Source organism: Acinetobacter sp. MF4640 (genome assembly GCF_002018895.1).
GTDB lineage: Bacteria > Pseudomonadota > Gammaproteobacteria > Pseudomonadales > Moraxellaceae > Acinetobacter > Acinetobacter johnsonii.
Genome location: NZ_MVOM01000023.1, coordinates 1 through 22,793, shown reverse-complemented (window position 1 = coordinate 22,793; position 22,793 = coordinate 1). Strand labels below are relative to the sequence as shown.

24 protein-coding genes and 2 pseudogenes are annotated in these 22,793 nt (G+C 35.6%); 19 read left to right on the top strand and 7 right to left on the bottom strand.

Going from position 1 to position 22,793, the window contains the following annotated elements:
- Window positions 1-75 precede the first annotated feature (75 nt).
- The 3 genes from MF4640_RS19705 (at window position 76) to MF4640_RS09335 (ending at window position 2,279) form a co-directional block, all read left to right on the top strand.
- Window positions 76-225 (top strand): hypothetical protein, encoded by a 150-nt coding sequence (locus tag MF4640_RS19705; protein WP_227518637.1) that lies wholly within the window; start codon window positions 76-78, stop codon window positions 223-225.
- A 403-nt stretch (window positions 226-628) separates the two neighbouring features.
- Window positions 629-1,759: a hypothetical protein gene (locus MF4640_RS09340; protein WP_078389384.1), complete on the top strand. Its 1,131-nt coding sequence runs from the start codon at window positions 629-631 to the stop codon at window positions 1,757-1,759.
- A 7-nt stretch (window positions 1,760-1,766) separates the two neighbouring features.
- Window positions 1,767-2,279, top strand: a complete 513-nt coding sequence (locus MF4640_RS09335; RefSeq protein ID WP_078389396.1) for a hypothetical protein — start codon at window positions 1,767-1,769, stop codon at window positions 2,277-2,279.
- A 64-nt stretch (window positions 2,280-2,343) separates the two neighbouring features.
- Here MF4640_RS09335 and MF4640_RS09330 read toward each other — a convergent pair whose 3' ends face one another.
- Complete coding sequence (locus tag MF4640_RS09330) at window positions 2,344-2,997, bottom strand: hypothetical protein (protein WP_078389383.1); 654 nt, start codon at window positions 2,995-2,997, stop codon at window positions 2,344-2,346.
- A 164-nt stretch (window positions 2,998-3,161) separates the two neighbouring features.
- On the opposite strand from MF4640_RS09330, the gene MF4640_RS09325 reads away from it, so the two are divergent.
- The 5 genes from MF4640_RS09325 to MF4640_RS09305 are packed head-to-tail and all read left to right on the top strand — an operon-like array spanning window position 3,162 to window position 6,278.
- Window positions 3,162-3,584, top strand: coding sequence for a hypothetical protein (locus tag MF4640_RS09325; protein ID WP_078389382.1), 423 nt, complete (start codon window positions 3,162-3,164; stop codon window positions 3,582-3,584).
- A gap of 5 nt (window positions 3,585-3,589) precedes the next feature.
- Window positions 3,590-4,099 carry a hypothetical protein gene (locus MF4640_RS09320; protein ID WP_046127684.1) on the top strand — a complete coding sequence of 170 codons (510 nt, stop codon included), beginning with the start codon at window positions 3,590-3,592 and terminating at the stop codon, window positions 4,097-4,099.
- 9 nt (window positions 4,100-4,108) lie between these two features.
- On the top strand, window positions 4,109-4,597 hold the full coding sequence (locus MF4640_RS09315; RefSeq protein ID WP_078389381.1) for a hypothetical protein: 489 nt from the start codon (window positions 4,109-4,111) through the stop codon (window positions 4,595-4,597).
- Window positions 4,590-5,369 carry a M48 family metallopeptidase gene (locus tag MF4640_RS09310; protein ID WP_078389380.1) on the top strand — a complete coding sequence of 260 codons (780 nt, stop codon included), beginning with the start codon at window positions 4,590-4,592 and terminating at the stop codon, window positions 5,367-5,369. The genes MF4640_RS09315 and MF4640_RS09310 overlap by 8 nt, the downstream gene beginning before the upstream one ends.
- A gap of 15 nt (window positions 5,370-5,384) precedes the next feature.
- Window positions 5,385-6,278 carry a hypothetical protein gene (locus MF4640_RS09305; RefSeq protein WP_044432041.1) on the top strand — a complete coding sequence of 298 codons (894 nt, stop codon included), beginning with the start codon at window positions 5,385-5,387 and terminating at the stop codon, window positions 6,276-6,278.
- 156 nt (window positions 6,279-6,434) lie between these two features.
- Here MF4640_RS09305 and MF4640_RS09300 read toward each other — a convergent pair whose 3' ends face one another.
- A complete protein-coding gene (locus tag MF4640_RS09300) occupies window positions 6,435-6,797 on the bottom strand; it encodes a hypothetical protein (protein ID WP_078389379.1) in 363 nt (120 codons plus the stop codon).
- A gap of 60 nt (window positions 6,798-6,857) precedes the next feature.
- On the opposite strand from MF4640_RS09300, the gene MF4640_RS09295 reads away from it, so the two are divergent.
- Complete coding sequence (locus tag MF4640_RS09295; protein ID WP_044432037.1) at window positions 6,858-7,604, top strand: hypothetical protein; 747 nt, start codon at window positions 6,858-6,860, stop codon at window positions 7,602-7,604.
- A 99-nt stretch (window positions 7,605-7,703) separates the two neighbouring features.
- Here the strand turns inward: MF4640_RS09295 and MF4640_RS09290 are convergent, their stop codons facing one another.
- Window positions 7,704-8,057: a hypothetical protein gene (locus tag MF4640_RS09290; protein ID WP_044432035.1), complete on the bottom strand. Its 354-nt coding sequence runs from the start codon at window positions 8,055-8,057 to the stop codon at window positions 7,704-7,706.
- Between the two features lie 48 nt (window positions 8,058-8,105).
- Between MF4640_RS09290 and MF4640_RS09285 the strand changes: the two genes are divergently transcribed.
- The 7 genes from MF4640_RS09285 to MF4640_RS09255 all read left to right on the top strand — a co-directional run bounded on the left by MF4640_RS09285 (window position 8,106) and on the right by MF4640_RS09255 (window position 15,416).
- Window positions 8,106-8,651 carry a hypothetical protein gene (locus MF4640_RS09285; RefSeq protein WP_227518636.1) on the top strand — a complete coding sequence of 182 codons (546 nt, stop codon included), beginning with the start codon at window positions 8,106-8,108 and terminating at the stop codon, window positions 8,649-8,651.
- Between the two features lie 90 nt (window positions 8,652-8,741).
- Window positions 8,742-10,064: a hypothetical protein gene (locus tag MF4640_RS09280; protein ID WP_044432033.1), complete on the top strand. Its 1,323-nt coding sequence runs from the start codon at window positions 8,742-8,744 to the stop codon at window positions 10,062-10,064.
- Between the two features lies 1 nt (window position 10,065).
- Complete coding sequence (locus tag MF4640_RS09275) at window positions 10,066-10,833, top strand: hypothetical protein (RefSeq protein ID WP_078389378.1); 768 nt, start codon at window positions 10,066-10,068, stop codon at window positions 10,831-10,833.
- Between the two features lie 6 nt (window positions 10,834-10,839).
- On the top strand, window positions 10,840-11,223 hold the full coding sequence (locus MF4640_RS09270; protein ID WP_078389377.1) for a hypothetical protein: 384 nt from the start codon (window positions 10,840-10,842) through the stop codon (window positions 11,221-11,223).
- 18 nt (window positions 11,224-11,241) lie between these two features.
- Window positions 11,242-12,882: an LPD1 domain-containing protein gene (locus tag MF4640_RS09265; RefSeq protein ID WP_044432028.1), complete on the top strand. Its 1,641-nt coding sequence runs from the start codon at window positions 11,242-11,244 to the stop codon at window positions 12,880-12,882.
- Entirely contained in the window at window positions 12,879-14,549 is a 1,671-nt protein-coding gene (locus tag MF4640_RS09260) for a PcfJ domain-containing protein (protein ID WP_078389376.1), read from the top strand. Before MF4640_RS09265 ends, MF4640_RS09260 begins: the two co-directional genes overlap by 4 nt.
- A 90-nt stretch (window positions 14,550-14,639) precedes the next feature.
- Window positions 14,640-15,416 carry a hypothetical protein gene (locus MF4640_RS09255; RefSeq protein WP_005005742.1) on the top strand — a complete coding sequence of 259 codons (777 nt, stop codon included), beginning with the start codon at window positions 14,640-14,642 and terminating at the stop codon, window positions 15,414-15,416.
- Window positions 15,417-15,855: 439 nt separating this feature from the next.
- Here MF4640_RS09255 and MF4640_RS09250 read toward each other — a convergent pair whose 3' ends face one another.
- Window positions 15,856-16,608, bottom strand: a complete 753-nt coding sequence (locus MF4640_RS09250) for a hypothetical protein (RefSeq protein WP_005006271.1) — start codon at window positions 16,606-16,608, stop codon at window positions 15,856-15,858.
- A gap of 169 nt (window positions 16,609-16,777) precedes the next feature.
- Between MF4640_RS09250 and MF4640_RS09245 the strand changes: the two genes are divergently transcribed.
- Window positions 16,778-17,419, top strand: a complete 642-nt coding sequence (locus MF4640_RS09245; protein WP_005028445.1) for an N-acetylmuramoyl-L-alanine amidase family protein — start codon at window positions 16,778-16,780, stop codon at window positions 17,417-17,419.
- Window positions 17,420-17,457: 38 nt separating this feature from the next.
- Here MF4640_RS09245 and MF4640_RS09240 read toward each other — a convergent pair whose 3' ends face one another.
- Window positions 17,458-17,991 (bottom strand): hypothetical protein, encoded by a 534-nt coding sequence (locus MF4640_RS09240; RefSeq protein ID WP_005006266.1) that lies wholly within the window; start codon window positions 17,989-17,991, stop codon window positions 17,458-17,460.
- A gap of 189 nt (window positions 17,992-18,180) precedes the next feature.
- Here MF4640_RS09240 and MF4640_RS09235 point away from each other — a divergent pair, with 189 nt between their 5' ends.
- A complete protein-coding gene (locus MF4640_RS09235; protein WP_005006263.1) occupies window positions 18,181-18,609 on the top strand; it encodes a hypothetical protein in 429 nt (142 codons plus the stop codon).
- Window positions 18,610-18,684: 75 nt separating this feature from the next.
- Here the strand turns inward: MF4640_RS09235 and MF4640_RS19700 are convergent, their stop codons facing one another.
- Window positions 18,685-19,098, bottom strand: coding sequence for a hypothetical protein (locus MF4640_RS19700; RefSeq protein ID WP_010591495.1), 414 nt, complete (start codon window positions 19,096-19,098; stop codon window positions 18,685-18,687).
- A 155-nt stretch (window positions 19,099-19,253) separates the two neighbouring features.
- On the opposite strand from MF4640_RS19700, the pseudogene MF4640_RS09225 reads away from it, so the two are divergent.
- Window positions 19,254-19,718: pseudogene (locus tag MF4640_RS09225) on the top strand (IS1 family transposase); the annotation flags it as partial.
- Between the two features lie 43 nt (window positions 19,719-19,761).
- Here the strand turns inward: MF4640_RS09225 and MF4640_RS19695 are convergent.
- Window positions 19,762-22,665, bottom strand: a pseudogene (locus tag MF4640_RS19695) (Tn3 family transposase); the annotation flags it as partial.
- Window positions 22,666-22,793: the final 128 nt, after the last annotated feature.

Sequence of the window (22,793 nt, the reverse complement as noted above, 5' to 3'; positions counted from 1 at the left end):
TAATAACAAAGTTTTATAGTTGATAAAAGGTATTCTAAAAGTATAATAGATACACTCTTAAAACTGGAATGCGTTGTGCTTTTTAAAATTCCAAAAACGGGTGAGATTGATTCAAGTGAACAATCGATGACAGGCCTGGTACTCAAATCGGCATACAACTTAGTTGCCATTTTCAATATTTGCTACATCTTTGTAGTTGTATTCTTTGTGTTTGAAATGATTTAAATACAACGATATACAAGATTAAATATCTACCAGAAACCCTCAATACTCCATCATATATATTGCAAATCATCATATTCATTTTATGTTTTTCTTCAGTTCTGTATGCGATAAACAAAATGTTTGATGAAAAGTACATCCCTACACGCAAAGAAATCTATCTATTCCTTATCTCTTTTACTATCAATAGTTTATTAATGTTTATTTTTTTAGCTACCAAATAACACTGTAATACCAAGTTCCCACCGTAGCCTAAGCAAAAGTTACCTATTTTCTTTGGTTTTAAAAGCAGTACTCAAGGGCAGAATTAAAACACAAAAAAATAAAATTAATAGTTTTAAAAAATATTTTTTAAAACTAAATCAGTGATAATATGTAACCAACGTTAAGTTTAAGAAAGTATATTATGTCTGATATTCGCAGCATCTATTTTTACGGTAATAATAAAAGTATCAAATTGGGTAAAAACCCAATCTTAAATACTGTCTTTGAAATTTTTCCAGCCACTAAAACCCCTTTAAAGCGGATTCTTAATCATAAACACCAGTGGGTTAGTAATTGCGCTTTTTACGTGCCTAACGATGTGAAAAGTGAATGGGTTAAAACGGTAACACTTTCAATTTTGACAATCTCAATTATGGCTTCCTTCCGTAATGCAATTGCACAGCAAAAAGGGTTGTCACCAAACGATGAAGCGCTTGATGAAGAGGTAGAGAACCTTGTGCCAGATTCGTTATTCAATTCTGCTATTGAATTATCGGATCTTAAAAAAAGTTTATTAGAAGTTTTGCCAAATTTAATGAGCGAATACCTTGCACAAAACTTTGGTGAATACGAAAGCATTATTACAAACGGTGTAGCTAAGCTTTTTATTGATAACCATGAATTTTTGGATAAGCAACTTGATGCTGATGCTGGAACAGATAATCAGATTTCAATGTTGAATTTTACTGACAATGCAGATGAATTATTTCACACAACAAACTATATTTTAGTCCGTATTGCTGATTCAAATGAAAACTTGAAAATCAACTTTACTAACAGCAAACCACATGCAGAACACTTAGGCCGAATTCTGCATACATTGTTGGGGGATGAAAGTTTTGAGATCTCAAAAGGTTCAATTGAGATACCTAATGACGAAGATGGCCAAGAAATTTTCATCTTTGAAAAAGAAACGAACTTTATTGATTTTTACAATTCATTATTGCTGGAAGTTAGTTTTTTTCTAGATCATGCAACAGTCTTAGAGCATATAGAAAAGTATGCACCAATTAACCAAACACTAAGCAGTTTGAGTGAGAATTTAGAAAAGAATATTAACTTTGTCATTTCTTCATTCAAAGAAACTCGCGATCTATCTGCATATTTAGAAAGCCGTGCTCAAATCATAGGGTTGATTCATGAAGCTGCACAAATCGCCAGCATTGAAATACAGCCAGTTGCTCAGGCTAAGGACCTTAAATCGTTAATTGAATCGCATCACCTGGTTACTTTTAATGATAAAGACACCTTTAAACAATTTAATTTATTTTGAGGTGAATATGAAATTTGTTATTAAGAATGGCATTGGTACACGTAAAGTCGAAGTGGATCTCGCATTAGATATACCATTGGTGCTACAAAAATCCATTTCTGTAATTGAGTATGAAGATTTCTTTAAATATTTTAGTGAGCAACATTTTCACATTTGCAAATTTAGAACGTTGAACTTTAAAGGTAATAGCGTAGAGGGAAGTAGTAAGGAATTAAATCGCTTTATCTGGCTTGCTATGGCACATCAAGCTTATATGGAGCGTAAAGCTTTACTACCAAGTAAATATATTGCGGATCTAGAAGCTTCAATTTCAAGCATGTTTAATTTAGAGAGCGAATCGCGAGAATGGTACCGAGCTATTCACAAAGCCATAGATGCTTACCTTAAATCACAATTTCCTGAAGCAATAGAGTTTTTACCTTCCAATATTGCACCACTGGATGAAGTGACTAAAATTCTTATGCAAGAAGTACAGCCAGTGATACCAGTTGCAGACGAGCCAGCGAAGCTTTATAGCTGATTCTAGAAATAATTAAGACATAAAAAAACCATCTAAAAATTAGATGGTTTTTTTGTTTGTGTTTTTATAATTTTGCGAATACTTCAGGATTGTCATTCATAAACTGTTCAATGAAATCATTGTCTAATTCGACATGTTTTGGAAGCTTCTCATGTTCACGAACAATGGATTTTATAGATTCAATATTTTGCTGATTGAAAACAGGTGTTGTACGGCTCTTATAGCCAGTATCAGCCATCGCATAGCGATCATCAAACATACCTGAAGAAGTATTAGAATCGACTTCTGAGTCGCTTATAGATAGTGTTAAGTTGCGGTCTTCAGCTAACTTTAAAATGAATTCGTCAGAGATAAAGTTACGTAGCTCATGCAGCATAGATTCAACTTTATTGTGTTTAAAAAGCACCTTTGCAATTGAACGACAAGATAAGAAACCTTTTGTGATGTTTAGATCTAGTAATTTTTGAGGAATGATTGGATCGCTTTTCTTGTTGCTATTCGCGATCTGTTCAACTTCTTCATCAGTCATAGAAGCAATAATGTTTTTAAAGAAATTGCCATATTGAAACTTTTCAATTTTCTCCAGCATTGTCACTTGTTCTGTATCTAATAAGCAAAAAGAAATAGGTTTAAGCTTGCGTTGGTCGGTTTTGCTTAAACTGCCATTTTGGTTTAAGCGGTTCTCTTTGGTTTTAGCAATAGCTTTAGAGTTAGTCATTTTAAACACCTTTCAATATGTTTTAAACTTTGATTAATACCAATAATCATATTATAAGCGGTTTTAGCTAAAATACAAAAAATGAACATTTTGTTTTTTTAAAAAAATCTTTTAAATGTTTTTCGTATATACTATAAGAATATCTATCTTAAAAGGTATAACGCGTGATTAAAACTGATACAGGCGATACGATTGGAGAGGGTTTAACGAATCCTCAGGATGAAGTTCTAGCATTGTTAGAAGAATGCTTAAACTCTGAACAATATACAGCTCGTATTACTTATATATGTGAAGATGGCGGTCAATTAGTAGGTAAAAAGGCAGCTTTAAAGATTTTAAAGGAACAAGAGGACAATGGTTTAATGCTGGTGCCAATACCAGTCTTAGGAAAACAACTAAGAGTCTGGAGTGGTTTAAGTAAAACCAAAATGTCTAGTCACACAGGCTTGTACAACAATATACAGTGGTCAAAGTTTGAAAGTGGCGAAAAGTTAATAACAAAGCAAGCGTGGACATTACTTCAACTTAGACTTGGGGTTCATCCAAAATACAAATTGGTTTTAAAAAATGAATTAGATGTCGAGTGAATTATATGTTAGTGAAATTAGCCCTTAGTGGTCATGCTTCTCCAGAAGCTTTAAGTAAATTTGAACGTATCAAAGCGTATGTGCCAGATAGCGCACCTGTTTTGGTCACATACTTTAATAAACAAGTTTTATTAAGTGATCTACTGGTTAATTTTTCTAATTTTTTACCATCGCTCGAAATCACAAAAGATAAAGACATGCTGGTTACGATTAGAGGAAATGAAACACCTTTAGTCGAATTTATTGTCAATTTAAAACTATACAGCATGAAATTAGGCAAACTTTTCTTTGAATTTGAGAATCAATTTAAAGAAAAAGAGCAAGACTTTAAGGACTTTATTAAACGTCACAAACTTAAAGGTTTTGATCATGCCAATTTTGTTAATTACGTGAAACTAGGTGCATATGATAGTGCTTTAGACATTATCAAACACCAGTACGAAAGCGTTAAAAAAACATTCTTTGTACTGTTTAAAGATCGTTTCACCTTATTAGAAAGCAAGGGTTTTATTTAAGGATATTCTATGGAAATGTTAGATCCATCAAACACAAACCCTGGACTCTTTTTAGTCATAATGGCTACGGCAATTGGTACCATACTTTTTGGTTTTTTAATTGTCGCTTTAATTGCACGATATAAGTTCAAGATTAAAGTTACGGTATCTAGTTTTATAGCTGCAGTTACTTTATCTGTATTTAGCTTTATATGCTTTGGTTCACTTGGTCCGATGGAACCTAAATACAGTACTTCAGTTGTTCAGCTTTATGCGTTGGGCTTACTGGCTGGTACTTTAATATTAAATCTAGTTCTTCTGAAATTATTCAGCCCTAAAACTATTGAACAGTTAGCTTTGAAAGGTTTTAATAAGTCAGAAAATGAACAAAAAGAGCATTACAAAAACATCTTAAAAGAGTTTAAATGCATTACTGATTTGGAAGATAAAAACAAGCTTAATAAGCGCAGTTTTAACTTGTTAAATGTTTTTAAAAATAAAGGAAAACAAAATGTTTGATTTTAAGATGAAATCTTTGTGTGTTTTGGCTGTTGCCGGATCTCTTTTAACTGGTTGCGTATCTAGTACTTTTGATGGAATGGGTTCTAAACGCAAACAAATCATGTTGTATTCTGAAAAAGAATATCTTCAGCAAAGTACTCAGTCTTACAACAACATCATCACGACTGCTAAACAGCGTGGATTGATTGTGAATAACGCTCAAGTAAATAGAGTAGCAAAACGTCTTATCGCACAAGTTCCACATTATCGAGCTGACGCAGCAAATTGGAATTGGGAAGTTAATACAATCCGAGATAATGAAATCAACGCGTTTTGTCTATCTGGAGGCAAGATCGGTGTGTTGACTGGTTCTATCACAAAAATTAATGCAACTGATGATGAATTGGCTGCACTGATCGGCCACGAAATTGCACATGCTTTACGTGATCATGGGCGTGAAAAGGTAAGTAAAAAGCTTTTAACTGGTTTAGGTGTGCTTGCAGCTAGTTCGGCTGGTCTAGGTGACATGGTTGTATCTGGCACAAGCTTACTAGGCGATTATGGGGTTAACTTACCTGGTTCGCGCAAACTTGAAAGTGAAGCGGATCTTCTAGGTGTTGATATTATGGTTCGTGCTGGTTACAACCCACAGGGCGCAATCAGCTTTTGGAATAAAGTAGTAGCCCAAGAAAAACAGGGCACTAAAATTGATTTCTTATCAACGCATCCTACTTCAGAAAAACGAATTGTAGCGATCCAAGACTACATCAACCAAAATTACAGGAAATAATAAAAGGAGCTGGTTATGGATATTTACACAGTTATCCGAGTGAGCAAAAAGTTGTTTGACCACGGTTATGTTGTAATACCAGAACACAAAGTAGATTTTAAATCGGCTTTACTGCTCTTAAATGAACAAACCGTTGATGATCGATTTCTAATATCTAAAGATATAGTAGGTGCTGAAATCAGAGGGAATTTTGCCTTAATTGAAAAGGAGGGGAAGTTTCAATTGTTCACCAAAGGAATAGATTACTTTTGTTTGAATGTTGAGCCTGAAAAATCCAGTACTGATCCTAAACCTGAAAAAGAGGTAAAAAAGAGTAATGTTGTTCTCAAAAACCGTTATTTATATAAAAGTGGCGTGAAGCAGATCGGGGAGCTGGACACGTACAAGAAAAGAAGCGTCAAGATTACGAATGTAGGAAAACCATTTGTACTAAAACAAAAATTGCATGACGTTCCAGATTGGCTTTTTGAAAAGCTAAAAGACCAAGAGGTATGTTGGATCTATTTTGAATATGCTGAAGAACAATTATCAGAAGCACCAATAGAAACTGCACCAATCAATTTAAAAAGTGACATTGAAAGTTGTGTTAAATACTTTAAGTTACATGGTGAAAAAACAAGAAAAAAACCAATTATCAATGCTGAAGCACCAGGTAACGTAAACCTATTCAGATATTGTGATTTACGGCGCATTGATCAGGAATTAAAAGTCTTATTTGTTTGTAGTGAAAACTATCTTTGGTTACTGGAACAAAATAGACAAGATCCACTACCTAACATCAAATTAAACAATATTAGTTTTGGCGGTTGGATCATTCCCAAGACGACAAACCAAGATATGTTAAATAAGCTAATAATGTTAGATAAAGAATTGAAAACGAATCCAGGTGCTTATCATCTAAGGGATTAAGAAAGGTTTCGGCAAGAAACGCCCCTCAACAAAAGTTCTGTTTCTTGCCTACACCTTAGAGGTCAATAATGAAAACAAAAAGCCATTCCCTTACGAAAGTTCATGACCTTAAATTATCAATAACCAATAGTTTAATACACCTACAATAAAAAAGTTTTAGTGATCGTGGTGATCTGTTTCAATTACGTCATTATTGTTTGCATTAAACTTAGCTTGCTCTTTATAAAAATTATAGTCGGCATTGTCGTATACAAGCTCTTTTGGGTAAGGGATACCAATTTCATCAAGCATTAAAGCGTAATAATGCGGTATTGGCTTGGTTGGATTGAAGTATGGTTCAGGGTAGTACTGAGTAACGACTTTAGCGGAGTAGGAGTTAACGAGTTGATCTACATCGCTTTCTATTGTTTTTTGTTGGTCATTGTAATAAGAGTCAACAAGCTCTTTGTCTGAGTGGCTTGCTGCACAACCTGAAAATATTAAAGGTATTAAAATAGCGATAATTCTATAATGTTTCATTTTAAATAGGCTCAGGTGTAGTGTATATTTAATGGAACGTTAAAATACTTTAGATTATACATGACTTTTAAAGATGCTGTAACACCACCTTTTAGCAGAGGAAAAAGAGAACATAAGTTCTTGGCTAAAATGTTAAAATCTGAAAAAGATAAGATTAAGCTTTATACCAAAAGCTTAAGAAAAATTACTTTTAATGAGCTTTTAATTAGAGCAACTTTAATCTTAGTTGTGGTTTTTGCGTTAAGTTTTTGTATCTTTGGCGTATACCTATCTTTGAACGGTTTATTTTCAAAAGATGTGCATTTAGGAATTATTGGCATTATAGGTGATAGTAGTAGAATAATATTATGTACCATCTCAGCTATATTGTGTGCGGTTACAGCCTTCAAATTGTTTAAGAAAGCAAAAATTGACTGGAAAGAACATCAGTCATCAAAACGATATGCCAAAGCAATAACGAAAGAGTACCAGTCATTAAATAATTTGATTTTGGAACAGATTAAACAAGATAAAACAGGCAGTTATTGGCTGAACAGCAAAGAGATCCTGAGCATAACAGAGCAATACGAAGATAACATAAATGAAAACACAAAAGATTATCTGGTAAGTTTTACGCAAGATACGACTAAAAAGTATGTTAGGTTTTACATATATAATAATTCGCATATCTCTAATGGGTATACCAATGTTTTACATATACACTCGACTACTTTAACAATTTATTCACATTGTCTAAGTTATTCGGATTCGTTAAGTGTTAAAGACCTTTTAGCTATTTCTGTTAAAAGTATTTGCATAAATTATTAGTTTTACTATAATACTTTTAAGAACAAAATTTAAATGTTTCTTACGACATTAAAAGAATGGGAGGCTTATAGCTTCCCATTTTTCTTTTTAAAATAACTATTATTTTTCTAAAACATCATTTGCCTTTTTCTCAAAACCCTTAACTTCTGCTAAAAGTTCTTTATTTTGGGCCATTGTGTCAGTAAAGGTCTGTTTCGAGAATTTAATGAATTCCAATGCATCATTGATTGATTGTTCTTTGCTGGGCTTCACGTACTTAGGCAGCTTATTGAATTCAGTATCCACATTTCTATTGATCGCAGAAAAGTCTTTATCAAGCGACTCGAATGCTGCACTGGTTGACTCAAGCTGTATACGTTCAGAAACTCTATGGTCGATGTTTTGGAACACCAGGAACACACATACAAAAACTAAACTAGCAATTAAACTATTTTTTAGAACAACTGTATCCATTTTTAAACCCTTTAACATTTCTTTGATATTTTTAGTATAATCACTTCAATGTCTTTAAAACTTTTTTTAAAAAATATGTCTAAAGCCTCTAACGTTGAGCTCTTAAACTTTTATAGTCTTGTGGAAGTACCTTTTAAATATGCTCACAAAGAGGTGTTGTTCTCCATTTCTATTTTATATTTTAACGGTAAAACTAAATCATACGTTCATTATCACAAATTTGAAGATGAAGAATTGCAGACTGTTCTAGGGTATGTGGTTTCGGAGAGTCTGGCGTGGACCTTTGGATCTTTGAAAACTGATAAATTCACTGTTAATCAGAATTTTATTTTCAATACAGTGCAAGAAGTGGAAAAAAGCCTTAAAGAACAAATAAATGCTGTATATAAAAGCACGGGTATAAATGCTAAGTTTTCCATGCAATATGCCTTAAAGGATAAGCCATCTGCAGAAAACAACGACTTATTAGAGAAGATATTTGCGATTGATAAAATGCTACCATTTGCTTTTACATTTAATATTAACGGCGGTTATGAAGTTGCATTAAAAGAATGTTCGTTAAAACTAATTAATGATATTGGTTTTTTCGCTTAAAAGTCCTTAAACTATTAAATACCACTTCATTAATACTTATTTTTAATTATAATGTGGGGTATTAGTAGTTTTAAGTTAGGTCATTAAGTAGTGAATAAGAAAACCCTTACCATAGCGATATTGTCAGTTTTACTATTTGGTTGTGATAAGTTAAAGCCTTCAAATACTGATACTGCATCTCAAGAAGAACAAATAGATCCCATTGAAAAGAAAGTTGAGGAACAAGTTCGCAAATATGATGAACGTGTTACCACTTACAATCCATCTAACTACAAATTACCTCAATCAAGCCTTTCTACCACCAACCACAAAGTAGCGTGTAATTTTGGTGTAGGGGGAGATCTACCAGCTTTGGCATCAAATGGCATGTTCTCACAGCCGTTATATCGTATTGAAGCTGAGCAGATCATGGACAAAGTTCAGGGCGATGTGATGTATGCCCCTTATTCAATCGCGACATCTGTTGAGGGTGATGTTTTATATGAATCTGAAATTGATAGCTTTGATCGACAGCTAAATACATTACGAAGTTATCAAATTAAATCATCTGAACAAAATATCATTTCGTCATCTGGCTTTTACACCAATTCAAACAAAGCTGTTCGTATGGCACCTATCCGCAGTTACCCGGTTGCTTATGTGAAGCGCTTGGACGGCGATATTGTTTCTACATCTATGTTTAATGATGCATGCGACAAAGAAGTAGGTGTACGTAACTACAAATGGCGCGAAATTGATGTGTCGGGCAAACCATATGCAAGTTTGGCATCCACTGTATCTGAGCAGATTGTTCGGGTGAATCAGTTTGGCATGTTCACCAGTGCATCAAATTTTTACAGCTACTTCAGTAGTGAGTTTGGCAACTTCTTGGCTGCAAATAACAAGTTTAGATCCGCATTGGAGAAATCAGGACGTTTCCCTAAAGGTTCAAAAATCTACGTTCCATCTGAGATTAAAACGTCTGATGAAACACTGGTGATTACGAAGAACCCTGAGCTTGAAATTACAGACTTCCAAAAAGACAAGGTTTTAGAGGCATACAACAAAGAGGCCAAAATGCGGAATCTTGGCCAGATCGTATTCAAGGTCTACAACCTCAAAAACAATACTGTTTTCTATACACCATGGAATGAAACCAAGCACCGTGAAGCGGTCGAGTTTGAACCTATTGTTGTTATCGATGGCAAGGCTTATTCAGCAGTTTGGCATGTTCCTAATACTTTGACATTCAATGATTCGACCAGTGCTGGAAACTTAACGTATTACAACGCTACGGCGCATAACGCATTCGTCAATGCTGTTAAAGGTATATACCAAGGTCAGCAAAGCATGGTTGGTACAGAGCACGAAGATGATACCGAATATTCAATGAAGACTGCAGTTGAATACCAGAAAGCTCAGGCAGAGAAATAATATGGAATTAAGCACTATTGAAAAGAATACCGAAGCTCAAGACATTCAATCTGATGCGTATGACCAGCGCGTACATTCAGTACTGATAGTACCTGAACATGCCCTAAAAAAAATTGAGTCGATGATTTTGGCTACTGGTCATGTACAAAGTGACAGTACCAATCTTTTAGAAGTTTTAAGGCCAATGCCTGAAGAATTCAGAAAAGACGTTGATAACACCGAATTTACAGAAAAAGAAAACGGCGACATCGGTGATGCAGCCGTGGTCATTGTTGATGGTTTGATTCACGACACAAAACGCGGTGTTTGGATCTCTCAAAATTGGGGTTGTGGTAGTCCTAAATTCACCAAGCTTATTCAGGCTGGAGCTGAGCCACCAATTGAACTGATTGGCAAAAATAAGGGGGATAAGTTTAGTGCGACTTTAACGCACGAATTTCAAAAAGCGTATGAGCGAATGGGTTATACCCAAAAACAGGTCGGTTATATACACATCCTATCAAATGGTGCACCAACGACTTTCTTTAACTACCTGAGTGACGAATTGCTGTGCAAACTGGAATTCATATCAGTAGACAACAACCGTTTAAACGCCTCACAAACTAACTTTTACAGTGCCGTAGAGCGAGGATCTGTTTCAGATTGGGGAGTGAGCTATCACAGAAAACCTTTTAACTTAGAAAATTACCCGATCAATTCTCTATTGGTGTCGGGATTAACAATAACTTTTATTTTGTACCTGATTTACAGCTATCTTTTTGGAGCTTAATAACAAATGAAATATTTAAACAGACCATCTCAAAACCGCGAAAACCATCATTACTTTAATCAACAACAGGGCGACAATAGAAAACAGCACAATCCGAACCGTCATCACCACTCTATTAGCTTAAATGATGTATTTCGGTCGTTATTAGCCCTTACTCAACTAGACAAAGACATCCCGACATTGATCAAGCTTTTTGAAGAACAAGGGCTTGAAATATGCGAAACGCGTGTACGCACTTGGTCAACACCCGTGCATATCAACAATAGACCAATACCACACATTATTTTTGTTGGTTTTATGAAATTACTTGAGCGCATCAATGCTGAAGCGAAACTCAAAGATATTAATCTGTTTGATCTGTCAGAGATCTTGGACGATATACGCAACTAACAATTAAGTGGTTTAGCTATGACTGAAGAAATAAATAGTAATGAAAAAAAAGATGGTCCTATTACGGATGTAGGTAAAAAGTTTGCTGGTGCACGTAAAGACAACCCATCACCAGACTTTTCAGGCAACATGAATGGAATTAAGTCTGACAGCCTAGTGACTAAAAAGGAATATTGGCAAAAGCCTGATTTTAGAGCTGATGCCCAATCTGGCCACAAACCTGTAAAACATGCACTATTATTTTCTTTGGTCTATGCAAACTTAACCAACAAGCCTTTAGGGGGTGGTTGGTTTAGCATAGATCAAAAGCAATGGGATGATGCCTACATTGCTACACTACACTTCTTAAAAAACAAATATGAAAGCTCACACTACGAACGTTTAGAACAACTGACAGACGACTTTAATGCGTACATGAGCGTTAAGTTTGGTGCTGGACGAAGTGAAAAAGATATTTTAGAACGCTACTCAGCTGGACGACATACCAATCGCAGAGTTAAACACCCACTATCATTTAGTTCAGACACACAGTTACGCTTAAATAATCTAATCCCTTTAGGATGGCCAGACGATCGTGTACTTGATGCAGATAATTATGGTGCCAAAAAGTTATTAAACACTGAGACTGGTCAATATAAGTGGTATGCCGTTAAATCCATTTCAGCAAAGCGCTTTCAAACACTAGATGATTGGACAGAATACGACACATTCAATGCAGCACTAGAAAAAGTAAAAACATTTTTTCAGCCAATTTTAGATGAACGAGTCATAGAACCCAAAAAAGGACGCGCAAAACCCCCAAAAAGACCGCGCTACGACAGAGTTGAAGTACGCGAGGGTAAGGACCATCGAAAGGGTGAAAACATCGATAGCCAGTTGCTTATGGACTATTTCAAATTTTCTGGAGTCGAGTTCGGTAATTGGGTAAATCAAAAGGAACGTGCATGGTTTCTGAATTGCACGTATGACTCACTAATGGATCTTGTCGAACTTCTAGGTCTACCCGTTACGTTCGCATCTTTAGGCGGTAAGCTAGGAATAGCATTCGGTTCGCGTGGCACAGGCGTTGATAGCGCAGCTGCTCACTTTGAACCAGGTAATATGCTTATTCATTTGACCAAGACGCAAGGTGTTGGAGCACTAGCCCATGAGTTCGCGCACGGATTTGATTGTGTTTTGGCAAAACGAAACGGACTCAATAATAACTTTTTTAGCGAATACTTTCTTTACACCAGTAAAGGGCGTTACTCAGTACAGAATCATCAAGAGTCAGCATACAAACATCTTAAAGATGGCCAGACTGCAGATAAGTTTATCAAGCTGGTTAATTATCTTACTTTTAAGTCAACCAAATACCTTGATTACGAAGAAAGACAAGGCGGTACGGGCTTTATGAATAACGCCATGCACCTAGATCAATCACGGTCAATGTATTGGTCACAGCCAACAGAAATCTTTGCCAGACTGTTTGAATGTTGGGTGACGGATAAGCTGGCTGAAAATGATCAACAAAATGGGTTTTTGGTGCACGGCACAGAAGAGTCGGCAAATAGTTGGAATATGAAGTTAAGCGCATATCCAACAGGCAGAGAACGGGCAATTTTAGTTGATTTGATGGATGATTGGCTAAAAGCATTAGTGAGGTCGTGGACGAAATGAATGCAATCACCAAGACCTCAAAAAAAGAACGGATCTTATTCAATAATCCCAAAGCAACACGACTTTACAGGGAAGCAATAACAGAGCTTATTGCGTTTAAACCTTGGGAAGTTAACGCCACTGAGAATATGCTTACGATCTGCAACACCTACCGCTATGTCGTGAATAAACGTTGTTGTTTAGGGTACGAGTTTTGGTGTTACGACCGAAGCGAAAAAGAATGGGTACGTGTTAAGCCCTCAAGCGGTCGCCACAACCCAATCTACCGAATTAATTATTTCAGCTACGGTCATTACACCTCATTTGGAGAAATCTTTGTCAAGGTAGCCACCGACTTTCTTCATGTAAAGAGAATCGAGAAAGGTTTTAACTTCACGAGCAAAGAGCTTACGCTTGTGGAAATACTGTATATGTCTTACATAAGAGGCTTATACAAAAACCACTCATACTCAAATTACGTCATAGTTGAATGGTTTAAAAGAACCAGTGGGATCGACTTCACACATATTGTAAAGACAGGTTTTAAGGTTGGCTACTATACAGCACGGCATCTGCAAACACTCAAAATCGTAGATTTCTTGGCAAAGAGAAGTCTAGATTGTGCTGCAGCTGAAAGGTACATCATAAACAATCCAGATTTTACCGCGCTATATGTCTACCTAGATCCGCTGGACCGCGAGAAAAGAATCACAGCCGAACTTTTAAATGACGGCGTATTTTTGAATATTGATGGTTGTATGAATTATCTGTTCAAAATACCGAGAAAATCATTTAACCGGTTTAAAAACATTGGTACCTCAATCACGGCTCATTTTTTTGGAATAATCAGAACTGATCTTGAGTACGGCAGAGAAAATGCCATGATGTATGGTAAGGCAAATGGCACCTATGATGAACATGTAAACCGTTTCAGAGAACATCAAAGCGTTGAGATCCTACTTTATTTGAGTGGACTACATCTGGAGCTCGGTGTAAAAAAACCGAATAGTCGTTTTATAAATCGCTTGCTAAACAGGACTCTTCGCCATGTGTTGCGTGGCAATAACTGGCAGTTGTGCAAACATAACATTAAGACCATTTACCATGCTTTCTATAAGCATATGTATATCAACAAAGACACAAAGGCACGAAACGCCTATATCGGGAAGCAGTCAGAGTCAAACCAGCTTTCTTCAGATATAGATATAATCTTTGATTACATGCAACAGGTTAGAGCTCACCAGTTTGATAAGCGGTCAAGCATCCAAGGCATGAAGATCCGCATTCAACACTGGATAGATGAAAAAAATAGACTGCAGATAGAAAACAAAAAAAATAAATTAATCGATCGCAACTGGCCAGCAAGAGTCTTACCCGAACCAGTTGAGCACAACGGGTACCGTTTTACTGAGATCCTGAATTTTTATGACCTCTACATCGAGGGAAGTAAAATGAGCCATTGTGTATATCACAACTTCAAACACTCAGCAGAAGAGGGTTCAGTGATCGTATTCCATGTTCAACAAGACAACGATCTAGACGAACAGGCGACACTTGGTTTAGAGATGGTCGATCAAAAGTATGTGGTATTTCAAAGTTACGGATACCGTAACAAGGTACCGAGTGATGGCCTTAAAAAAGCTACACGAGCATTTTTAAAAGAAATTAATCAAAACCAAGTTCGTTAATTAAAGACAAATAGTTAAAATCATTGTGCAAAAATTAAGTTTTGTATCCATATTTAAATAGAGAATGAGGCTTTAAACTGATAATCCCTTATGGGAAAAACTGGTGCAAAACAAATGACAAAAACAATGGTCTACAAGGCAGTAAAACGAGCAGATTTTGAGTATTCAAACGCAGCGCGTGGATACGTGTATCGGGGAGAGAAAATATCTGATGCTGAAGCGGAAAAACTAAAGCATAAATGGGCTAAAAAAGACCTGATGGACAATGCAAAAAAAGATGGATCGTTCACACCAGAATCATTAGAAATGTTCAAAACCTTGGTGAATCATGTATCACCACGGGAGTTGACCGCCAAACAGCAAGCTTTGACATACCATAGCCTTAAACGCTACACAGATTGCGTATTTAACCTTTATGAAGTCACCGCTAAACAAACACCTCCAGCAAAACTAAAACGACCGTACAGCATGCCTAGACTGGATGGTACGGATAACCCTTGGAACCAAGGCAAACGAGAAAACGATGTCTATATATACAAGGGGATTGAGTACAAAGGCATTGAAGCGGAAACAGCAATGCATAAAGTGGTGATTGCATCAGAATTAACGGCAATTGCCGGATTGGATAATCAGTTAGCGAATCTGGCCAACGAAACAGGTGTAGCGTTGTTTTCAGAATTTATTGAAGTTGCACACCAGAACAATGATTTAAAGGATTTAACATATGTAGTTTTTGATTATGTAAAACATCTAATTGTGACGATTGATCGCTATTTTGATTTAAAACTGAAATCTAACGTGTCGGTCAGTATTTCAGTGAACCGAGTAGCTGGCTATTCAAGGTATAGCATAGTTCAACGGAAATAGACGCACGAACGCAACCAGTGACATTACATGTGTCGTCAATGACAGCTTATGTGTCTCGAACGTGCACGTAATTTTGGATTGATTGGTTTGAATGCAGAAAATGTAAATTATGCAAAGTAACACCATGAATATAGCTGATGATTGTACGGTAGTACGTAGACCGTATCAAAGAATGACGACAGCTAACATGCTTAAGATTTGTTATAATAAACAAATTGTTAGTATCTAAACGACACATGAGCTGTCATTTTTTGGAAATTGCGACTACCCTATTCATTTTAATTCGAAGATTGTCATAATTAAAATTCTCAAAGGAGTAGAAAAGGCACTACCCCACAATTTTTTTCTCTCAAAATGTCATTCACTGTCATTTTTTAGTGGCAAGTACCAGGTGCAATTCTTTTTACGGTGTATTACACCGTAGATGTTTTGAGTGAGCTTAGCTGGCACCGTAAAAGTTTTGATCGACAAAATATCCAAAGTCAACTGGACTGTTAATCCATTTGCTAAACAAAACGTGAAACAGCAAATTATTGTAGTCTATATATTTTTCATAATTGTTCACGATACCTAAGTTCAGCAAGTTTTTTTCAAACTCAATGCGTTCAATGGGTTCTGATTTCACAAATGCATGGATGGATGCTTTGATTACATGATAATTATAACTTTCTGATGGACATTGACGTTCACATGAAATAATTCCAGCTTCAATGAACAAATTAATATTACGCTGCCAAGAACGTCCGTGAATGTGGTAATTCAGGCAGTCACCAAGTTTTTGCAGATCTGACAATTTAAAGGATTTGTTTTGGCAAACTGCAAAATATGTAAAGGTAAAATAACGATATGAAATATCTTTTTTTAATATCTTAAACTTAGGATTGTCATAAAAGTTAACATTAGCATTCGTTCTATATATTTTAAGGAACAGCTCACCATACTTACTTAATCTATAATATTTAGATGAGCGACAAGTAGAACGCCCTAGATCCTCTATCATCCCCAATTGGACCCAATTTTTAATAAGACGCTGAATAGAACGAACGAGCCATTTAGACTTATAACCCTCTAATTCATCTATATAGGTGCCTTTCAGGAAGTGAACACTCAATGGTCGTGGGTGATGTTCTACAAACTGAGTGAACAGTCGATGTATAAATTTTATATCCAAAATTGTATTTAGAGCTCTCATGATAAGTACTTTAAAACCATCTTAAAACCATCTTAAAACCATCTTAAAACCATTTTAACAAAACCTTTTAAACCTTTTAATTTTTTTTAAATTAAATATACTTAAAACCATAATAATAGCTTAAAGGGTTTTAATTGTGCTAAAGCTAAAATGTATATCGATATTAGCAATGTCAATCATTACACAATCTATCTTTGCTGAAAATTCAGTAGTACTTGATGTTGGCCATTCACCAAAACAAGCTGGATCTACTGCAGCTAACGGCTATCCTGAATACACTTACAACCTTAGCATGGTCAATTCTATTGAATACTTTCTTAAATCGCGTCATGTCCAAGTGCTCAGATCTTCAGTGAATGAAGATAAAGTCTCACTGGTTCAACGTGCGACCAGATACCCTAATGCTAATCTTTTTATTTCGGTGCACCACGACTCAATACCTACTGAGCTGACCAAGTACAAGAATCAACTCAAAGGTTTTTCAATTTTTGTATCAAAGAAAAATCCAGAATACGGAAAAAGTTTGAAATGCGCCAATCTCATTGGCCAGAACCTAAAATCAATTGGTGAAAGCCCTTCTACTTACCATGGCATTAATATACCAGGTGAAAACAAAAAGCTTTTGACCTCAAATGGCGTATATCAATATGACAATCTAGTGGTCCTGAAGAAATCACAAAAGCCGGCGGTTTTAATTGAGATCGGCGTGATTGCCAATCCTGAAGAAGCAAATCGCTTATCTAATCAGAAAGTAATCTGGAAAATATCTGAAAATATTGCTCAGTCGATACAGCAATGTTTAAACCAATAAGGTGCATGCTGCAGTAATCAATATGCACCCCTCTAGAATTAGAATCTTATGCCGACCGTTTCACCATCATCATTGACCGCACCAGCATCATAAGTGTTATGCCATACGCCATTAATCATGACCAAGTGTGGCGCCCAAAATGACACTGTTTGAATATTATGCAAAACATCATCTGGCGTATCGAAACTAGAAGCACCTATATAGCGGAAGAACATCAAGTTTTCGCCTAGTTCTTCAATATACATTTCAGGATCAAAGTCATCCAAAAACTCTTTATCTTCACGTATCACTTCGTTTAACTCAGTTTCAACGAGTTTGAGTAAAGCGGTAGGCGTAGGTAAACCATCATAAGCCCATTCAGACTCTTTACCTTCAAGTTCCATCCCATCTTTAATATCAAATGCAGCGACATATCCAGTAAAGTAATTTTCAGCTTGCGAGAAGTTATTCGGCATGTCTTGATAGTATCTATCAAGTACGGTCTTAATCTTTGCCAAGGTTGCATCAATCGTACTTTGAATTGCACTTTCAGCACGTTCTTGAGCTGTACCTCTTTGCTTAGCTTGCCCCATGTGTACCCCCTGATTATTCACATTTTGACTAGTATTTTATTTCTAAAGCCTATTGTTTCAGCACTTTAAACCGATTCAGTATATACCAAAGGTTTGCTATTTATATTTCATATATACGATAAGTCTCAAATACTACAAATGGCTTGGTAGCTAAGTGATATAACATGTTTTTGTGCTTCAGGCTTTACAATGCTTTTCTCAGATTATCTAGACCAACATGCCGTTATTCTTGCGCTATGTTTGGCAATCTGCATATCTTCAGTTGTGGTTTATACAAAGTATAGAACTCTACGCGCCGTTTATCTTACTGGTGCATCCCTATTCACTTTAACCGCCACAATATTTCTATCGATCGGATTTTATTTAACTACATTGGATGTATCTGCTTCAGATAGAAAGGAGATCCAAAGCATTATTTCTCAAGTGAGCCAAGACAAAAATATCGCTTCAGCAATTGAACTCAATCAAAGAAATAACTATGAATTATTGGTTGCAGTATCTCAAAAGAAAAACCTTACCTACTCAGATCTAGGCAGTATTCAATATGGCCAAGTACGTGACACAGTAAATTTGACGAAATATTCTCAATACAAAACTTTGGTGAATGCTGAGTACTAATATTTATTGTTGTTTGCGTTGTTCAAGAACACTGATTTATGCACTACTCGTTGTTCTTCCTCATATCGTATCACTTCATGAGCCACGCAATATAGAGATATATTTCTTAGACATTGTTTCCATAAAAGTTCTGGATAGAGTTTTGTATAGGTCAGGAATGTTCTTTTCCCAAAACAACAATATTTCACCCTTCGTTTTGCATAATTTAAAATCATCGGTATTGGTGAGATCCTCTACCTGTTGAATCATCACTTCCCTTTCTTTTTCTTTGGCTTGTTTTTCTAAAACTTTTTGTTCCTTGATTTTGTCTTGTTCAGACAAAAAGTTCCTACTTTTCTCGCGTTTTTCACTGTCAGTAATGAACTTAACCAAGTGGAATAAATGTTCCATCCATTCATCCGTATGGGTTAAGCCAAGGATGCAACCATTTAGATTAAAGCCAACATTAACCAGGCCTATATCTGATGATGTTTTATTTCTGATATTCAAAATGACATCTTCATCCAGTTCATTTTCTGCAATGAATTCGTCTATATAGTGTTGGTACTCTGGAGATAGAAAACCGTCAAAGGTATATCGAACAACGGTGGTGTATCAAAAAGTATGCTAAAAAAAAGCAGGTTGAATTTTGATAAAATAGAGAAATGCAAATAACTCTAGAAATCAAATGTCCAACCTGCCTCAGTGACAGTATAAAGAAAAATGGCATCAAAGTAGATGGGAAACAAAACTACCAATGCAAAGACTGCAAACGTCAGTTTATTGGTGACCATGCTCTGAGCTATCTAGGATGTAATTCTGGCATTACTCGTAAAATATTACAGTTAATGGTCAGAGGCAGCGGTATACGAGATATCGCTGAAGTTGAGCGCATTAGTATCGGTAAAGTCTTACGGACTTTAACTGAATCGGCCTATCAAATTCAGCCTAAACAAAGTCATTATGAATCTCTCGAAGTAGATGAATTCTGGACTTTTGTTGGAAATAAAAATAATAAACAATGGCTTATTTACGCCTACCATCGAGAAACAGGTGAGATTGTTGCTTATGTTTGGGGTAAGAGAGATTTAGAGGTACGGCCACGATTCGTACGGAATTTATCAAAAGTAATGCTAACTTCATGAATATAATAAGTAATTCCGTGCAAAACTTTTAGGCTTTCTTTTCAATTTTAACCTTATAATTTAATGGTCGAATTTTTTGTTCCAGATTGAGGATGTAGTCACCATATCGGTTGATATGCTCTGTGCGGTATGGTGCAAGGCCAGCCAAGATCTCTTCATCTATTAGGTGGCCTTCATTCTGTAATTGTTTCAAAACACCTGTCATTGCTTCAACATTATGTAGAATTGTCATGTTGGCGACTAGCTGGTTGTACTTAATAATTTTACGTTGTTCATCTCTGATATTTTCAGAAATGGTACCTTGATTTCCAAAGAATAGCCATTTTACAAATTGGTTAAATTCTTCACTCTTATTGGTTGCTGCATTGATTGTTGAGCGTAGTTTTTCATCAGCGATGTATTTTAAGAGAAATTCTGTTCTAACAACTCTTCCTAATTCTCGAAAAGCAAAATATAGTTTGTTCTTTCTACTGGCTGTACCAAGTCTTTTTAGGATTGTTGATGGTGTAATCTTCCCTGCTTTTATGGATAAAACTATCCGCAGCATATCTGGTAAATGTGTTTCTATTAAATCCCACTGAATGGACTCAGTAAATATATTATTAATATTCTTATATTTAATGGACTTATCTGGTTTAAAAAATACTAACTTTTTCAGATTTCTGATACGAGGCATCAAATTAATACCCAAGAGGTAAGCCAATCCAAATACAGGGGCACTTTGGGCATGTGTGTCCCCATGGAGAGTATCGGGCTGGATATCTGATTCATTTTTTATCAGACCATCTAAAATATATACAGCTTCATAAACACCACATGGGATAAAATGGCTAAATAATGCAATATACATGTCAGACACATGGTAATAGCCTATCCCACCGTAACCACCATATCTAATATGGTATTCAGAAAGTAGGTTTTGTTCATACATATTCCATTTTGTACCATCGGCAGATGCACTTTTTCCTGTTCCCCAATATGTGGGTAAAAGAAATTTATTATAAGCATTGATAACTTGTACTATTGCCTTATCCAGACGTTCTTCGGTTACATAGCGGATGTTAAGCTATGCAATCTGCTTTCGGTGAAAACCTTTAATCGACCTAGCTGTTTGTGTAGGTCCAAGGTTACAGCCATAACAAAAAAGGCTAACCAAGAATCGAGTTTGTGGGTCTTCTAATTTACCTTGAAATCCTGATATGGGTTTAAATTGTTTATGTAAGTCTAACCATTTCTCTGTTTCGGTTAAAATATCCAAAATATTTTTATCAGGTAGGCGTTCAGAAATAAGTTTATCAATCTTTTCCAACTGAGCAGATTTATTTCGTGCAGCAGACTTTCTAATCATAATCTCATTATGATGCAGTTCCACACTTTGATTATCTGGAAATTCACTATCGACTTGATTTGCCGTTATGATTAATGACTGTTTCAAATGATTGATAAAATCTTGCCCAACAATTGGTAAATCCAGCATTTGACCATAAGCTAAAGCTTGCTGCTCATATTCCTCCCAATCAATAAGTTGATCTCTATAATCACTATATTGGTCACTGTTGCTGACATATAAATCACCAGACCGTAATTCCTGCATGATTTCTGTTAGAACACATAGTTCAAAATATTTTCTGTCAATTGTACGAGATGGCTTAGCTGACTGCTCAAAGATAAATTTACGCCATTTTTCAGGTATCCATTTTAGACTGCCATGTTGTAGAGGATAATCTAGATATTTTTTATGGCTATGTCGACTCTCCAAGACAAACTGGATTGCATTGATCAATGAAGTATCAGATGAGGTGGTTTTGAGTTCTAGTAAGCTGATGCAATTTAACAAAAGCTGACGCTGAGGTTGATATGGACGAATCAGAAATGGAATATAGTTATTTCCTGCATATGCAATATGTTCTTCACATTCAGCAAGCAGTAGCATAGGGTCACTATGGATAACATTCTTAACGAGCTTACCTCTTTCTTCATTGTTTTGTCCTTCTTGAAATGCCTCTAATACATCTCTTAACTGGGTAATTAGCTTTTCTGCTCGTTTTTGATGTTCAATAAAGTATAATTTTAAAGCCTCTTCAGCACTATAGTGTAACTTTCTCAGCTTTTTGATGAGAATTTCAACAATATCATCGAGGGTTCGATTAAGCTGGGAATGTATTAAAATTACTGTTAAGGCGTAGCGTTTATTGGGTTTTAATTCTTTCATTTGGGTAATGGTTAAAGCCCTAGCTTCGAGCGTAAACTGGAGACGTTTTGAAACTGGAATATGTGATATATCTGGGATATTTTTAATCCAATTTTTAAGCCAGAGGATATGCTCAATATATCTTTTCACCTCTTTATTGGTTGGTTTTTTAGATTCCTGTTTTAATTGATTCCAACCACTAGAATTTTTTGATTTATCCAAAATTAGTAAGTTATTTAATTCACTGACTATTTCATCGGATAATAAATCAGCTATATTATTAAAATACTCCTCATTTACCATACTTCTTATAGTCTGGGCTGTACGACTTATTGTTGTAAAGCCAGGTAATTCATAGTTTTGTCGTATTAGCTCCTCAATCACAATATTAATAATATCAGGAAGTTCTTGTTTTACTGTTGCTGCTTGCCGAGCGGCTAGCTCAATTGCAATATTGGTGTTCTCACTTACAGGTATAATTTTTAAATAATTCCTAATTGAATTTACGATTTTTTGTCTACTGCTTGAATTTTCAACCAAGTTTAATGATTTCAAAGACATTCTTGGTTCTTTTACCGAATTTTTAATATGTTCAATAATACTATCTGGAATATCCTCTAGTTTAGGCATATAACCTAATCTCTGTACAGTTTTTAGGATAAGCAAATAGTAAATACGGACTGGCATCAAAGTGGAAAAACGCCAAGCCAATATCATTTCCTTGTCTGTTGGCGTATAAGTCTGATATGTGCTGAATTAGCAGGAGACTTTCACTTGGGATATGCTAGGCAGCTAACCGATAAAAGTTCTCTGCTATTTGATTTGGCGTTTTAAAATCCAAACTCTTTTGAATTCTTCGCTGATTATAA